The following is a 15220-nucleotide window of genomic DNA, read 5'->3' on the forward strand; positions in this document are numbered from 1 at the left end:
ATGTTAAAAAGCTATTCAAAAGAATTGCTTTTTTTATGGTCTATTATTTAAACATATCCATTCCAGGAATGTTTGGCATACCGCTTTTTGCCGCTACAGCCATTTCGTCTTCATTAATTTTAGAAGCTTTTTCAATCGCTTTGTTTAAAGTAAGAATCAAATAGTCTTCTAATTCTTCTGCATCAGAAAGTAGAGATTTGTCAATAGCAATTGCTTTAATCTCTCTATTTGCGGTTAAAGTTACTTTTATTTTATGGTCAGCAGAAACTTCGTCTATTAAAACCGAATGCAATCTTGTTTTGGTTTCTTCAACTTTTTGTTGCGCTTCTTTCAATTTATTCATCATTCCAGATAAGTCTCCAAACATGTCTATTTCTTTTAAAAATTAAGTTTGCTACAAATTTAGTAAATTCACAGTAAAACTAAATCAACAAAAAATGAGAAAAATAATTAATTTAACTCTGTTTTTTAGTCTTATTTTTGCACTCGCTTGTAAAAATGAAACCATGAAGAAAACAGACGCGAAAGCACCTATTGCTAATAAGATACCAACAGAACTAGAAAAGCACGGAGATGTTAGAATAGACAATTACTTTTGGATGCGCTTGTCTGATGAACAAAAACTTTCTGAAATTAAGGATGATCAAACTCAAAAAGTCATCAATTATTTAGATTTAGAAAATGAATATCATGATAAAGTGACTAATTTTTCGAAGAATTTTCAAGAGAATTTATTCGAGGAAATGAAAGGTAGAATTAAAGAAGATGATGCTTCTGTACCTTATAAAGACAATGGTTATTTTTACATCACTCGTTTTGAAAAAGGGATGCAATATCCTATCTATAGTAGAAAGAAGGGAAGCTTAGAAGCAGAAGAACAAATCATGTTCAATGTAAATGAAATGGCCGCAGACTTTGATTATTATCAATTGGGCGGTTTAAATATTTCAAATGATAATAAATTAGCTGTTTTTGCTACAGATACCATAAGTAGAAGGCAATATTTTCTAAGAATTAAAAACCTTGAAACTGGTAAATTTTATAAAGATATTATTGAAAACACCACTGGAGGCTCGGTGTGGGCAAATGATAACAAAACTATTTTTTATACAAAAAAAGATCCACATACACTAAGAAGTGAGAAGATTTATAGACATGTTTTAGGAACTTCGGCTTCTGAAGATGTAGAAGTTTTTCATGAAAAAGATGAAACTTTTGGTACCTATGTAACCAAATCAAAATCTGATAAATACATTATTATTGGTTCTTATAGCACTATTTCAACAGAAGCACAGTTTTTAGATGCAGACAATCCCACAGGAGCGTTTACAATATTACAACCTAGAGAACGCGATTTAGAGTACAGTGTTTCGCATTATGGAAATGATTTTTATTTATTGACCAATAAAGACAACGCAACGAATTTTAAGTTGATGAAAACGCCCGTTTCTAAAACGGCAAAAGAAAATTGGACAGACGTAATTCCGCATAGAGAAGATACGTTGTTAGAAGATTTTTCAATATTTAAGGAATATTTAGTGTTAGAAGAACGTAACAATGGTTTGAATCGAATTCGAATAAAACGTTGGGACAATACAGCCGACTATTATTTGCCTTTTGATGAAGAAACATACTCTGTAGGAGTCTATGCAAACCCAGATTTTGATACTGAAATTATTCGTTATACCTACAATTCTTTTACAACACCCGCTTCTGTCATCGATTTTAACATGCGAGATCAATCAAAAGAAATCAAAAAAGAACAAGAAGTTTTAGGTGGAAATTTTAAAAAAGAAAATTACAAAAGCAAACGAGTTTGGGCAACTGCAAGAGATGGTAAAAAAGTAGCTATTTCTTTGGTGTATCATAAAGATACAAAGTTAAATTCAGAAACTCCTTTGTTGCAATATGCCTATGGTTCTTATGGTTATACAATTCCTGACGGATTTTCAACAACCCGTTTAAGTTTATTAGACAGAGGTTTTGTGTATGCGTTGGCGCATATTCGTGGAAGCGAGTATTTGGGAAGAAAATGGTACGAAGATGGTAAAATGTTACACAAGAAAAATACATTTACAGACTTTATAGACTGTTCTAAATATTTAATTGAAAACAACTATACATCTGCTAAACACTTGTATGCAATGGGGGGTTCTGCAGGTGGTTTGTTAATGGGCGCCATTGTAAATATGAATCCTGAATTGTACAACGGAATCATAGCCGCGGTACCTTTTGTAGATGTTATTTCTACCATGATAGACGATAGTATTCCTTTAACTACTGGAGAATATGACGAATGGGGAAATCCGAATGATAAAGAATATTACGATTATATAAAATCATATTCACCTTACGATCAAGTAGAAGCGAAAGCATATCCCAATATTTTAGTTACTACTGGTTTTCATGATTCTCAAGTACAGTATTGGGAACCTGCAAAATGGGTTGCGAAGTTACGTGACTTAAAAACAGACGATAATTTACTACTATTAAGAACAAATATGGAAGCTGGTCATGGAGGTGCCTCAGGACGTTTTGATGCCTTAAAAGAAACGGCCAAAGATTATACGTTCTTTTTAGCTTTAGAAAATAAATTAGATGCAGATCTAATTAAGCCCTAAAATCAATTTTATAATTCAATTCGAAAATGTATTTTTGCAAACGGTAAAAAGATTATTAGAGCGTCATTGCGAGCGCAACGAAGCAATCTCTAAAAAAAAGATTACTTCGTCACGCTTCCCTATCTTCCGAAGATAGACTCGTAATGACGTTTTATGATGAATTAAAGAATGATAAAAAATAAAGGAATAAATAAAAGTATTTTAGAACTGGTTGGTGAGACACCCATGATTCAATTGAGTACAATTACTGCCAATTTAAAAGGTTCTTATTACGCAAAAGTAGAGGCTTTTAATCCAGGTCATTCTTCTAAAGATAGAATTGCACTGCATATTATTAATGATGCAGAAAAAAAAGGAATTCTAAAAAAAGGAGCAACTATTGTAGAAACAACTTCTGGTAATACAGGCTTTAGTTTGGCAATGATTAGTATTGTAAAAGGCTATAAATGTATTCTAGCGGTTAGCGATAAGTCTTCAGAAGACAAAATAAACTTATTAAAAACAATGGGTGCAGAAGTACATATTTGTCCTGCAAATGTGCCCGCTGATGATCCTAGATCTTATTATGAGGTCGCAAAGACCATTCATAAGAAAACAAAAAATTCTGTATATATCAATCAATATTTTAATGAATTAAATATTGAAGCACATTACAGAACTACAGGTCCAGAAATTTGGGAACAAACGCAAGGTAAAATCACGCATTTAGTGGTTGCAAGCGGAACTGGAGGAACAATTTCTGGCACAGGAAAATACTTAAAAGAACAAAATCCTACTATAAAAATCTTGGGCGTAGATGCTTTCGGATCTGTTTTAAAGAAATTTCATGAAACGGGTGAATTTGACACGAATGAAATTAAACCTTATAAAATTGAAGGTTTAGGAAAAACCTTAATTCCTACCGCAACAGATTTCGATCTTATTGATGTTTATGAAAAAGTATCTGATAAAGATGCTGCATTTGCTGCAAGAGAAATTGTAAAAACAGAAGGAATGTTTTGTGGCTATACCAGTGGTGCTGTTGTACAAGCAACCAAGCAGTATGCAGCTATGAATTTCTTTGATAAAGATAGTTTTGTCGTCTTAATTTTTCCAGATCACGGTTCAAGATATATGAACAAAATCTACAGTGATTCTTGGATGAAAGAACAAGGTTTCTTAGATTAACAACGCCATGTATTTCTCTTCTTTTTCAGATTGTATACCCTATTTTATTTTGTTAACTTTGCACTCTTCAAAAACAGATGACAAAAATGACGACCGATTTATTTGATAGAATTGTAAATGATAAAGGCCCTCTGGGAAAATGGGCAGACAAAGCAGAAGGGTATTATGTATTTCCTAAGTTAGAAGGCCCTATTTCTAACAGAATGTTTTTTAACGGTAAAAAAGTAATTACCTGGAGCATTAATGATTATTTAGGTCTTGCAAATCATCCAGAAGTATTAAAAGTAGATGGAGAAGCTGCTTTAGAGCACGGTATGGCGTACCCAATGGGCGCTAGAATGATGTCTGGTCATACTCCTTTTCACGAACAACTAGAACGTGAATGTGCAGAGTTTGTAGATAAAGAAAAGGCCTATTTATTAAATTTTGGGTATCAAGGAATCATGTCTGCAATAGACGCATTGGTTTCTAAAAATGATATTATTGTTTATGATATGGACACGCACGCTTGTATTATAGATGGTGTGCGTTTACATGCTGGAAAACGCTTTGTATACCGTCATAATGATATGGGTAGTTTTGAGAAAAATATAAAACGTGCCGCTAAAATTGCCGAAAAAACAGGCGGAGGAATTTTAGTGATTTCTGAAGGTGTTTTTGGAATGCGTGGAGAACAAGGTCGTTTAAAAGAAATTGTAGCTTTTAAACAAGAGTATAATTTTAGATTATTAGTAGACGATGCGCATGGTTTCGGAACTTTGGGTAAAGATGGTAGAGGAACTGGTTTTGAACAAGGTGTACAAGATGATATCGATGTTTATTTTGCAACGTTTGCAAAATCGATGGCAGGAATTGGTGCTTTTTTAGCAGGAAATAAAGACGTAATTCAATTTTTACAGTACAATATGCGTTCTCAAACCTTTGCAAAATCTTTGCCAATGGCCATGGTAAAAGGAGCTTTAAAACGTTTAGACATGTTGCGCACCATGCCAGAATTAAAAGCAAAACTGTGGGAGAACACCAATGCGTTACAATCTGGTTTAAGAAATGCAGGTTTCGATTTAGGAACCACACAAACATGTATTACACCCGTTTTCTTAAAAGGAGACATTCCTGAAGCCATGGCAATGGTGAATGATTTACGTGAAAATCACGGAATTTTCTGCTCTATTGTGGTGTATCCTGTAATTCCTAAAGGATTAATTATTTTAAGATTGATACCTACAGCAACACATACACAAGAAGATGTAGATGAAACCATAATCGCATTTTCTGCCATTAGAGAATTATTAGAAAATGGCACCTATAAAAAGATTGCAGCAGAAATGGTGTAGTTTTTTATATAATTTTAAACAAATATTTAAAAACTGATAAATTTTAAAATTTAACTCAAAATTTAGTCTATTGATGTGGGTATTTTAAAATAAATTATAGATATTTGCGTAAGAAATAATAACATGAAGTTTATTCAATCACGTCATCATCATTTTTACAATTGCAGTCAAGCGATTTAAAAGTGTATTGAATAAAATCAACATATTTATAAACCCGTTTGAGCAAATCAAACGGGTTTTTTAATTTTAAACCCTATTTGCTCAGGCATCAAACAAAACAAAAATGAGTAACTTAAGAATTGCAGTACAAAAATCAGGAAGATTGAATGAAGATTCTATGAGAATCTTAAAAGACATTGGTATTTCTATCGATAATGGAAAAGATCAGTTAAAAGCATCTGCAAGAAATTTTCCTGTAGAAGTTTTTTATTTAAGAAACGGAGACATTCCACAATATTTAAGAGATGGAGTGGTAGATGCAGCCATTATTGGTGAAAATGTTTTGATTGAAAAAGGAAGCGATTTAGAATTTGTAGAGCGCTTAGGCTTTTCTAAATGCAAAGTTTCTATTGCAGTTCCAAAAGACTCTAAAGCAAATTCTCTAAAAGATTTAGAAGGCAAAAGAATTGCAACTTCGTATCCAGAAACTGTAAAAAAGTACTTAAAAGAATATAAAGTAGATGCACAGTTGCACACCATTAGTGGTTCTGTAGAAATTGCACCAAATATTGGTTTGGCAGACGGAATCTGTGACATCGTTTCTAGTGGAAGTACACTGTTTAAAAACGGATTAAAAGAGATTGAAGTACTCTTTCAATCAGAAGCTGTTTTAGCAGTTTCTCCAAAAATTTCACAAGAACGAAGTACTATTTTAGAAAAAATTCAGTTTAGAATACAATCAGTTTTAAGAGGAAGAGATTCTAAATATGTCTTATTAAATGCACCAAATGAGCAATTAGATAAAATTCTTACATTATTACCAGGAATGAGAAGTCCTACTGTTTTGCCATTGGCAGAAAAAGGGTGGAGCTCTGTTCATACCGTTATCAGTAAAAATCAATTTTGGGAAATTATTGAAGATTTAAAAGCAAATGGCGCAGAAGGTATTTTAGTTTGCCCAATTGAAAAAATGGTTTTATAGTTTTTTTGAAAGCTATAAAATGCTGAACTTGTTTCAGCATCTAAAAATTAAAAATTGAATAGTTTTCTGAGCGTTTTAAAAGGTTTTTTGCAATCTGTTTTTTAAAAAAAGAAAAAAGAGCTCATCCCTAAAGCTAAATAAATTTCGCAAATATTCTACAAGATTTTAAGAATTTTTGCGAGTTTAAAAAGGAGAAAATACCTACAAGGTTTTAAAAGCCTTGTAGGAAAAAGATAAAAAATGAAAATCATAAACAATCCATTAAAAAAAGATTGGAACAAAATTTTAGAGAGACCCACAAAAACAGTAGACGATATTGAAAATATTGTAAACGAAGTTTTTACTGAGGTTCAAAAAAATGGGGATATAGCGATTGCTAATTACACCCAAAAGTTTGATGGTGTTTCTTTAGAGAGTATTTTAGTTTCAGAAAATGAAATTACAGCAGCAATTGCTGAAGTTTCGCAAGAGTTGAAAGCTGCTATTCATTTAGCAAAAGACAATATTACCAAATTTCATGAAGCTCAAAAAACAGCTAAAGTTTATGTAGAAACGGTTTCTGGCGTTTCTTGTTGGCAAGAAAAAAGACCGATTCAAAAAGTTGGTTTGTATATCCCTGGAGGAACAGCACCCCTTTTTTCAACCGTTTTAATGCTGGCAATTCCTGCACAAATTGCAGGTTGTAAAGAAATTGTATTGTGTTCTCCACCAAATAAGGAAGGAAAAATTCATCCAGCAATCTTATATACCGCACATTTATGTGGTGTTACAAAAATGGCTAAAGTTGGCGGAATTCAAGCCGTGGCAGGACTCACTTTTGGGACAGCAACAATTCCACAGGTGTATAAAATTTTTGGCCCTGGAAACCAATTTGTAACCGTTGCAAAACAAATTGCGACAAAATTTGGTGTGGCTATTGATATGCCTGCAGGGCCCAGTGAATTATTGGTAGTTGCAGATGACACTGCAAAAGCAAGCTATGTAGCCTCAGATTTATTAAGTCAGGCAGAGCATGGTGTGGATAGCCAAGTTATTTTGGTTTCTACTTCAAAAAAATTAATTACTGAAGTTTCAATTGAAATACAAAATCAGCTTTTAGACCTGCCAAGAAAAGAAATTGCTCAAAAAGCCATCGATAATTCAAAATCTATTTTTGTAGAAACTGATGCAATTGCTTTAGATTTAATTAATGAATACGGACCAGAACATTTTATTATTTGTACCAATAACAATAATTATTATGTTGATAACATCGCAAACGCAGGTTCTGTTTTTATTGGGAATTATACTCCAGAAAGTGCTGGAGATTATGCGTCAGGAACCAATCATACATTACCTACAAATGGTTTTTCGAAGTCGTATTCTGGTGTGAATTTAGATAGTTTTACCAAAAGTATTACTTTTCAGGAAATCTCTAAAGAGGGAATTCAAAATATTGGAAAATCGATAGAAATTATGGCAGCCACAGAAGGTTTGCAAGCGCATAAAAATGCAGTTTCTATTCGTCTAAAAGATGTAAGCAATTAATGTAACATAAATAGAAAATTTAAGTCTTTTAAATATGGAATCTACATTTAATATACACAATTTAGTAAGAGATAATATTAAAAATATTACGCCTTACTCTTCAGCAAGAGATGAATATAAAGATGTTTCACTTATTAAAATGATATTTTTAGACGCGAATGAAAACCCTTTTGAAAATGGCGTAAATAGGTATCCAGATCCGCAACAAATGAGTGTAAAAAGAATGTTGTCTAATTGTAAAAAAATTGACGAAGAAAATATTCTTTTAGGAAACGGAAGTGATGAAGTTTTAGATTTAATCTTTAGAGCATTCTGTGAACCCAATAAAGACAACGTTATTACACTACCACCAACGTATGGAATGTACAGTGTGCTGGCAAATATAAATGCCGTAGAGAACAGAAAAATTTTATTAAGTGAAAACTTTCAACCTAAAGTAAAAAAAATTTTAGATACCGTTGATGCTTATACAAAAATCATATTTTTGTGTTCACCAAACAATCCGACAGGTAATAGTTTTTCAGAAGATGTTGTTGAAAAATTATTGAATAAATTTAAGGGTTTAATTGTTTTAGATGAAGCTTACATCGATTTTTCTAGCAAAGAAAGTTGGTTGCGTAAAATTAAAAAATACCCAAATTTAATAATTACTCAAACGCTTTCAAAAGCCTATGGTTTGGCAGGAATTAGATTAGGTGTTTGTTACGCATCGCAAGAAATTATACGTATTTTAAATAGTATAAAACCGCCCTATAATGTAAATGAACTAACACAGCAAAGAGCAGTTTTACGTTTACAAAATAGAGCGGAAGTAGAAAATGAAATATCACAATTAATTAGTGAAAGAAAACGCTTAAAAGAAGAATTAGAGTGTTGTGTGAGTTATATTGAAAAAGTATATCCTTCTGATGGTAATTTCTTATTAATTAAAGTTGATGATGCGAATAAGCGCTACAATCAATTGTTAGAATATGGTGTTGTAGTGAGAAATAGAAGTACACAACCACTATGTGAAAATTGTTTAAGAATTAGCGTTGGTATTTTAGAAGAAAATTTAAGGTTGATACGTGCTTTAAAAGCAATTCAATAGTTTGTTTTGAAGCTTTTAAAGATAGGAAAAGGCAAAAAATCAATTTAAAAAATTGACATAAAAGTGAAAAAAGAATCTTATTAAAGAATCTAATCCGCAATTAAAATATTAGATAAGTATTAAAAGATCCTGAAACAAGTTCAGGATTATATAACAACGTTATATGAAAAAAGTATTATTTATAGATAGAGATGGCACTTTGGTATTAGAACCACCGGTAGATTATCAATTAGATAGTTTAGAAAAGTTAGAATTTTATCCAAAGGTATTTCAATACATGGCAAAAATTGCTTCAGAATTGGAGTATGAATTGGTGATGGTTACCAATCAAGATGGTTTGGGAACTGACTCTTTTCCTGAAGATACTTTTTGGCCAGCGCAAAATAAAATCATGACTGCTTTTGAAAAGGAGGGAGTCGTTTTTACCGAAGTTTACATAGACAAAACGTTTCCGCATGAAAATGCAGCCACTAGAAAACCAAGAACTGGTTTATTAACAAAGTATTTTTCTGAAGAGTATGATTTGGAAAACTCTTTTGTACTAGGAGATAGAATTACAGATATGGAATTGGCGAAAAATTTAGGTGCAAAGGGTATTTATTTATCGCAAAATCCAGCGTTAGGAACAGATGAAATAGAAACTTCTAAGCAAGAAATTTTAGATTGTATTGCACTAACAAGTACAGATTGGTCAGCGATTTATGAGTTTTTAAGATTAGAAGATAGAGTTACAGAAATTACCAGAAATACAAATGAAACAAAGATTTATATCAAACTAAATTTAGATGGTTCTGGTAAAAATGATATTGCTACAGGTTTGTCCTTTTTCGACCACATGTTAGATCAAATTGGAAGGCATGGAAATATGGACTTAACAATTAAAGTTGATGGAGATTTAGAAGTAGATGAACATCACACCATAGAAGATACCATGATTGCTTTTGGAGAGCTATTCAACAAAGCATTAGGAAATAAATTAGGCATCGAAAGATATGGTTTTTGTTTGCCAATGGACGATTGTTTGGCACAAGTTGCCGTAGATTTTGGTGGAAGAAATTGGTTAGAATGGGATGCTGAATTTAAAAGAGAAAAAATTGGTGATATGCCAACAGAAATGTTTTTTCACTTGTTTAAATCGTTTACAGATGGCGCAAAATGTAATTTAAACATTAAAGCTGAAGGTACAAACGAACATCATAAAATTGAAGGTATTTTTAAAGCCTTTGCAAAAGCAATGAAAATGGCCGTTAAAAGAGATGCCAATAAGATGTTTTTACCATCTACAAAAGGAATGCTTTAGAAGCCCATCTTAATCTTCCCGAAGGGAAGAAACACTCTTGCGAAAGTTAGATGTTAGTTCGTGTTTTAATTATAAAAATAAAATTAGTCATACCTGCGAAGGCAGGAATCTATATAAATAATGATTGAAAATTTAGAAAAAAATAAAAGCAATATTGAGGATTCTTCCCCTTCGGTTGTCATTATTAATTACGGAGCAGGAAATATAAAAAGCATTCAATTTGCATTTAAACGTTTAGGAGTTAATGCAGTTTTATCAAATTCTATTGATGAAATAAAAGCTGCTGATAAAGTAATTTTTCCTGGAGTTGGTGAAGCAAGTTCTGCGATGAAAATGTTGCAAGAAAGCGGATTAGATAAGTTAATTCCGACTTTGAAACAACCCGTTTTAGGAATTTGTTTAGGAATGCAACTCATGTGTAATGCATCTGAAGAAGGAAATACAAAAGGATTGGGTATTTTTAACGTTGACGTAAAACGCTTTTCAAAAGCAGTAAAAGTTCCACAAATGGGTTGGAACGTAATTTCTGATTTAAAATCTGATTTGTTTAAAGGAATTAAAGAAAAAGAATTTATGTATTTAGTGCATAGTTTCTATGCTGAAAATTGTTCAGCATCAATTGCAACCACAGATTATGAAATAGAATACGCATCTGCTTTACAAAAAGATAATTTTTATGGAGTTCAGTTTCATCCAGAGAAATCAGGAATTGAAGGGAGTAAAATTCTTGAGAATTTCTTAAAGTTAAAAGTTTAATATTAAATATTAGAAGTTAGCTATGAAGAATCAAATAATATTTAGAACTAAAAACTTTGCTTTAGATTGTTGGAGGCTTTGTTTTAAAGTCCCGAAATCAAGAGAATATAATGCTTTTGTAAGTCAATTAATTAGAAGTTCAAGCTCAGTAGGTGCTAATTATAGAGCATCTCAGAGAGCAAAGTCTACTGCAGATTTTATAAATAAGTTGAAAATAGTTGAAGAAGAGACTGACGAAAGTGTTTATTGGTTAGAAATTTTTGAAGAAGTTCTCCCAGAATATAAGGAAGAAATATTAAAATTAAAAAAAGAAGGATCAGAATTATTAGCAATAATTGTGGCTTCTATAAATACAGCTAAAAGAAATCAAAATAAAAAATAATATTTGAAATTAGATATAAATATTAAAAATTCAAGTTATTTTTAATTATGTACCTGACTTTTTTACTTCAAATATTTAATTTTTTATATTTAATATTAGATTAATGAGAATAATACCAGCCATAGATATTATTGACGGAAAATGTGTTCGTTTAACCAAAGGTGATTATAATACTAAGAAAATTTATAATGAGCATCCACTTGAAGTGGCCAAAGAATTTGAAGCAGCGGGGATCGAATATTTACATGTTGTAGATTTAGATGGAGCCAAGGCGAGTCAGATTGTCAATTATAAAGTTTTAGAACAAATTGCTACTAAAACCAATTTAAAAATTGATTTTGGGGGTGGATTAAAATCAGATAAAGATTTAGAAATTGCTTTTAATGCTGGGGCAGATCAAATTACTGGTGGAAGTATCGCGGTTAAAAATCAAGAAATTTTTGAAAGTTGGATTTCAACATACGGCTCAGAAAAAATTGTTTTAGGTGCTGATTTTTATCCTGATGCTACTGGAGGAAAAATAGCAACAAATGGTTGGCAAGAAGAAAGTAGTTTAGAGCTGATTCCCTTTATAAAAGAGTATCAGAAAAAAGGAATTCAGTATGTAATTTGTACGGATATTTCTAAAGACGGTATGTTGCAAGGCCCAAGTTTTGATATGTATAAAAATATATTAAAGTCCTGTCATTCAGAACAAAGTGAAGATTCTAAAGACCTTTCGACTACGCTCAAGGTGATAAAAAAAATAAAACTCATTGCTTCAGGAGGAATTTCTACATTTGATGAATTGCCTAAATTGGCAGAAATTGGCTGCGAAGGTGTTATTATCGGGAAAGCGATTTATGAAAATAAAATTAGTTTGAAACAGTTGGAACAATTTATAATAAATAACTAAATATCAATTCAAGCGTTTCGAAACTTAGGAAGAGAGCTCATAAAACCTTTCGACTGCGCTCAAAGAGACATTTAGTTAAGAAATCAAATAACATGCTCACAAAAAGAATTATCCCTTGCTTAGACATCAAAAACGGAAGAACTGTAAAAGGTGTCAACTTTATCAACTTAATTGATGCCGGTGATCCTGTAGTTTTAGCAAAACAATATGCAGATTTAGGCGCAGATGAATTGGTTTTTTTAGATATTTCTGCTACTTTAGAAGGTAGAAAAACCTTGCTAGAAATGGTGTTAAAAGTGGCGGAACAGGTAAATATTCCATTTACAGTTGGTGGTGGTATTTCTTCTGTTGAAGATGTAGACATGCTCCTAAAATATGGTGCAGATAAGGTATCTATCAATTCATCCGCAATTAAAAGACCAGATTTGGTAAATAAATTGGCAGACAAATTTGGGAGCCAATGTGTAGTAGTTGCTATCGACGCAAAACAAATTAATGGAGAATGGTTTGTACACTTAGCCGGAGGAACCATTCCAACAGAACTCAATTTATTTGATTGGGCAAAAGAAGTAGAAAAACGAGGCGCAGGAGAAATCTTATTTACATCTATGAATAATGACGGAACAAAAGCAGGTTTTGCAAACCAAGCCTTGGCAAAATTGTCTACTGAATTAAATATTCCTATTATTGCTTCTGGTGGTGCAGGAACCGTACAACATTTTATAGATACTTTTACCATTGGAAAATCGGACGCCGCTTTGGCAGCAAGTGTTTTTCATTTTGGTGAAATTCCTATTTTAGCATTAAAACAAGAGTTAAAAGATCATAATATCTTGGTGCGACTTTAGTTGGAATACTGATCTTGATTCAGTATCAATTAAAAAAAGTTCTCGATATTATTTCGATGAAAAATAGAAATTACTCTAACTGACAAAATAAATAGATAAAAAATGAACATCGATTTCAATAAAAATAACGACGGATTAATTCCTGCAATCATTCAAGACGCAACCACAAAAAATGTTTTGATGTTAGGGTACATGAATAAAGAGGCATTTCAAAAAACACAAAAAACCAAATTAGTGACTTTTTTCAGTAGAACTAAAAACCGTTTATGGACAAAAGGGGAAGAAAGTGGTAATGTGTTGAATTTAATAGATATTAAATTAGATTGTGATAACGATACTTTACTGATTCAAGTGCATCCTAACGGACCAACCTGTCATAAAGGTTCTGATACTTGTTGGAATGAAGAAAACAATTCTAATTATGGTTTCTTTTCCACTTTAGAAAATGTAATTACAGAAAGAGTTACCATTTCTAAAATAGATCCAGACCTACGTGATGAGAGTCAAAAAAGTTATGTTGTGTCTCTTTTTGATAAAGGAATTAATAAAATAGCGCAAAAAGTAGGTGAGGAAGCTGTAGAAACTGTTATTGAAGCGATGGATAATAATGATGAATTGTTCTTGTATGAAGCCGGAGATTTATTATTTCACTATCTAATGTTGTTACAAGCCAAAGGGTTTACTTTAAAAGATATTGAAGCAGAATTGATGAAAAGACAGAAGTAAAAAAAACTAGTAAAATTATACAGATGTTGGTTTAAATTGCCAATTTGAACACGATTGTTTTTCCATAATTTGGTGCCTCACCACTGGTGAATATCATTTTATCTTCCTCGAGTTCCTCTAGCTCGAGAATAAAAAATTTTACTTTAAAATTACCATTAAAACTTTCGCCTCTGCTTACATTTAAGAAAAATCTACCTTCTTCAGCATAAAATGTATATTCAAATGTTGCATACTGTTCGGTGGGATTGTTACCAAAACAAGCTATAGTGCCCAATTCCGCTTTTACTTCACCAGTATTTTTGAAAAATGTAAAGACATCATCTTTATAACAATCGTTTAAGTCACTTAAAATATTTGCTTCATAGTCCTGATAAAAATTTTCTACCTTCCAAGTTTTAGAGCTATTGCCATGTATTTTTTCTAAATCTTCAACACTGTATCTCACATCAATAATGTTGTCATCAGAATTACTGCAATTGTATAGTAACAAGGCTGTAATAGTTATTAAGAAAAGGGTAATTTTTTTCATAAATAAAGCTTTTAATTTAAAATATACTAGACAAGTATTATGCCAATAAGATCTATTTTAATTATTTGTTTTAAATAAAGATTTTTTGAAACCAACTATCCTTGAGGCAGAGCCTCGAGGAATTCTTTGCGATGAAACATTCTTGACTAATTTTAGACATACAGCGGAATGATTATAATTTCACAAGCTGTTGTTTTTCTGTTAGTTGTAAAATTATAATCACATGAAAAGAAATATTATTTGGATTTAATGTAGGCTCTCAAAGTAAACAAAAGATGTAAAGCTGTATGACCACACCAACAATAGTAATGATGAGGAAAAGTAGTTGGTTTGATGACGGTTATTAAAACCAAAAACCTCATAAGAAAATAGACTTATGAGGTTTAAAAGCGAAATAAATTATTAAGAATAGAAAAAATCTTACAATTTCTTACTATTTATCAATTTGTAACTTTCTTTTGTATATTAACTATTTACATAAAATGCATATATAACACCTGGCAACCAACCTAAAAAGGTTAATAAAAGACTAATTAAAAACTTAGTTCCGAGTCCGTGTTGTAAAAAAACAGCTAAAGGTGGTAAAATAATATTTAAAAGAATTGTTAAGATTGACATGATATTTTTTTTATATTGTTAGGTAGCAAAGATAAAAAAATACGTACTTCTAAATAACGTATATGCTTGAATGTTTAATTCATATCCGTTACATACAACTATTTTTTATAAGGTTTTTTATAAAACAATAAGGTTTAGTCAATTGAAAGGTCTAAATCTTTAAATTAGTGAAACTCAATTTTTATTCTCTTTTAGGTTTAATACCTCGAGGCTTGCCTCGTTAATTATTACTATTTTGTGCCTCGATGTCACAAAATAGTAAATATATCCATAAGAGTCATAATGT

The 15220-nt window shown here is 31.5% G+C and carries 15 protein-coding genes; 12 read left to right on the plus strand and 3 right to left on the minus strand.

The genetic code is table 11. The features are described from left to right. Positions 1 to 43 precede the first annotated feature (43 nt). On the minus strand, positions 44 to 367 hold the full coding sequence (locus Q0998_RS11760) for a YbaB/EbfC family nucleoid-associated protein (RefSeq protein ID WP_299670163.1): 324 nt from the start codon (positions 365 to 367) through the stop codon (positions 44 to 46). 139 nt (positions 368 to 506) lie between these two features. On the opposite strand from Q0998_RS11760, the gene Q0998_RS11765 reads away from it, so the two are divergent. From Q0998_RS11765 to hisIE, 12 genes are all read left to right on the plus strand, one after another. Then, a complete protein-coding gene (locus Q0998_RS11765) occupies positions 507 to 2621 on the plus strand; it encodes a S9 family peptidase (protein ID WP_299670164.1) in 2115 nt (704 codons plus the stop codon). Between the two features lie 168 nt (positions 2622 to 2789). Next, positions 2790 to 3788: a PLP-dependent cysteine synthase family protein gene (locus Q0998_RS11770; protein WP_299670165.1), complete on the plus strand. Its 999-nt coding sequence runs from the start codon at positions 2790 to 2792 to the stop codon at positions 3786 to 3788. Positions 3789 to 3874: 86 nt separating this feature from the next. Next, the gene (locus Q0998_RS11775) at positions 3875 to 5122 is read left to right on the plus strand and encodes an aminotransferase class I/II-fold pyridoxal phosphate-dependent enzyme (protein WP_299670179.1); all 1248 of its coding nucleotides are present in this window, start codon (positions 3875 to 3877) and stop codon (positions 5120 to 5122) included. A gap of 283 nt (positions 5123 to 5405) precedes the next feature. Then, the gene (hisG, locus tag Q0998_RS11780) at positions 5406 to 6263 is read left to right on the plus strand and encodes an ATP phosphoribosyltransferase (protein ID WP_299670166.1); all 858 of its coding nucleotides are present in this window, start codon (positions 5406 to 5408) and stop codon (positions 6261 to 6263) included. 240 nt (positions 6264 to 6503) lie between these two features. Beyond that, the gene (gene hisD / locus Q0998_RS11785; RefSeq protein WP_299670167.1) at positions 6504 to 7790 is read left to right on the plus strand and encodes a histidinol dehydrogenase; all 1287 of its coding nucleotides are present in this window, start codon (positions 6504 to 6506) and stop codon (positions 7788 to 7790) included. Between the two features lie 34 nt (positions 7791 to 7824). Further along, positions 7825 to 8880, plus strand: coding sequence for a histidinol-phosphate transaminase (gene hisC / locus Q0998_RS11790; RefSeq protein WP_299670168.1), 1056 nt, complete (start codon positions 7825 to 7827; stop codon positions 8878 to 8880). A 163-nt stretch (positions 8881 to 9043) separates the two neighbouring features. After that, the gene (gene hisB, locus Q0998_RS11795) at positions 9044 to 10180 is read left to right on the plus strand and encodes a bifunctional histidinol-phosphatase/imidazoleglycerol-phosphate dehydratase HisB (RefSeq protein ID WP_299670169.1); all 1137 of its coding nucleotides are present in this window, start codon (positions 9044 to 9046) and stop codon (positions 10178 to 10180) included. 120 nt (positions 10181 to 10300) lie between these two features. Beyond that, on the plus strand, positions 10301 to 10936 hold the full coding sequence (gene hisH / locus Q0998_RS11800) for an imidazole glycerol phosphate synthase subunit HisH (protein WP_299670170.1): 636 nt from the start codon (positions 10301 to 10303) through the stop codon (positions 10934 to 10936). Positions 10937 to 10958: 22 nt separating this feature from the next. After that, positions 10959 to 11318 carry a four helix bundle protein gene (locus Q0998_RS11805; RefSeq protein ID WP_299670171.1) on the plus strand — a complete coding sequence of 120 codons (360 nt, stop codon included), beginning with the start codon at positions 10959 to 10961 and terminating at the stop codon, positions 11316 to 11318. Positions 11319 to 11421: 103 nt separating this feature from the next. Next, positions 11422 to 12213 carry a 1-(5-phosphoribosyl)-5-[(5-phosphoribosylamino)methylideneamino] imidazole-4-carboxamide isomerase gene (locus Q0998_RS11810; protein WP_299670172.1) on the plus strand — a complete coding sequence of 264 codons (792 nt, stop codon included), beginning with the start codon at positions 11422 to 11424 and terminating at the stop codon, positions 12211 to 12213. 92 nt (positions 12214 to 12305) lie between these two features. Then, positions 12306 to 13061, plus strand: coding sequence for an imidazole glycerol phosphate synthase subunit HisF (hisF, locus tag Q0998_RS11815; protein WP_299670173.1), 756 nt, complete (start codon positions 12306 to 12308; stop codon positions 13059 to 13061). 102 nt (positions 13062 to 13163) lie between these two features. Further along, complete coding sequence (hisIE, locus tag Q0998_RS11820; RefSeq protein WP_299670174.1) at positions 13164 to 13787, plus strand: bifunctional phosphoribosyl-AMP cyclohydrolase/phosphoribosyl-ATP diphosphatase HisIE; 624 nt, start codon at positions 13164 to 13166, stop codon at positions 13785 to 13787. A 31-nt stretch (positions 13788 to 13818) separates the two neighbouring features. Here hisIE and Q0998_RS11825 read toward each other — a convergent pair whose 3' ends face one another. Both Q0998_RS11825 and Q0998_RS11830 read right to left on the minus strand, forming a co-directional pair. Beyond that, entirely contained in the window at positions 13819 to 14316 is a 498-nt protein-coding gene (locus Q0998_RS11825; protein ID WP_299670175.1) for a hypothetical protein, read from the minus strand. A 465-nt stretch (positions 14317 to 14781) separates the two neighbouring features. Next, the gene (locus tag Q0998_RS11830) at positions 14782 to 14934 is read right to left on the minus strand and encodes a YqaE/Pmp3 family membrane protein (RefSeq protein ID WP_299670176.1); all 153 of its coding nucleotides are present in this window, start codon (positions 14932 to 14934) and stop codon (positions 14782 to 14784) included. Between the last annotated feature and the right edge of the window lie 286 nt (positions 14935 to 15220).

This window comes from uncultured Polaribacter sp. (genome assembly GCF_947501385.1).
GTDB lineage: Bacteria > Bacteroidota > Bacteroidia > Flavobacteriales > Flavobacteriaceae > Polaribacter.

Bases quoted from the DNA above. Each gene is read 5' to 3' on its own strand.
- hisB (WP_299670169.1), top strand. From the start codon at position 9,044: ATGAAAAAAGTATTATTTATAGATAGAGATGGCACTTTGGTATTAGAA.
- Q0998_RS11770 (WP_299670165.1), top strand. From the start codon at position 2,790: ATGATAAAAAATAAAGGAATAAATAAAAGTATTTTAGAACTGGTTGGT.
- Q0998_RS11805 (WP_299670171.1), top strand. From the start codon at position 10,959: ATGAAGAATCAAATAATATTTAGAACTAAAAACTTTGCTTTAGATTGT.
- Q0998_RS11775 (WP_299670179.1), top strand. From the start codon at position 3,875: ATGACGACCGATTTATTTGATAGAATTGTAAATGATAAAGGCCCTCTG.
- Q0998_RS11760 (WP_299670163.1), bottom strand. From the start codon at position 367: ATGTTTGGAGACTTATCTGGAATGATGAATAAATTGAAAGAAGCGCAA.
- hisD (WP_299670167.1), top strand. From the start codon at position 6,504: ATGAAAATCATAAACAATCCATTAAAAAAAGATTGGAACAAAATTTTA.
- Q0998_RS11765 (WP_299670164.1), top strand. From the start codon at position 507: ATGAAGAAAACAGACGCGAAAGCACCTATTGCTAATAAGATACCAACA.
- hisIE (WP_299670174.1), top strand. From the start codon at position 13,164: ATGAACATCGATTTCAATAAAAATAACGACGGATTAATTCCTGCAATC.
- hisH (WP_299670170.1), top strand. From the start codon at position 10,301: ATGATTGAAAATTTAGAAAAAAATAAAAGCAATATTGAGGATTCTTCC.
- hisC (WP_299670168.1), top strand. From the start codon at position 7,825: ATGGAATCTACATTTAATATACACAATTTAGTAAGAGATAATATTAAA.
- Q0998_RS11825 (WP_299670175.1), bottom strand. From the start codon at position 14,316: ATGAAAAAAATTACCCTTTTCTTAATAACTATTACAGCCTTGTTACTA.
- hisF (WP_299670173.1), top strand. From the start codon at position 12,306: ATGCTCACAAAAAGAATTATCCCTTGCTTAGACATCAAAAACGGAAGA.
- Q0998_RS11810 (WP_299670172.1), top strand. From the start codon at position 11,422: ATGAGAATAATACCAGCCATAGATATTATTGACGGAAAATGTGTTCGT.
- Q0998_RS11830 (WP_299670176.1), bottom strand. From the start codon at position 14,934: ATGTCAATCTTAACAATTCTTTTAAATATTATTTTACCACCTTTAGCT.
- hisG (WP_299670166.1), top strand. From the start codon at position 5,406: ATGAGTAACTTAAGAATTGCAGTACAAAAATCAGGAAGATTGAATGAA.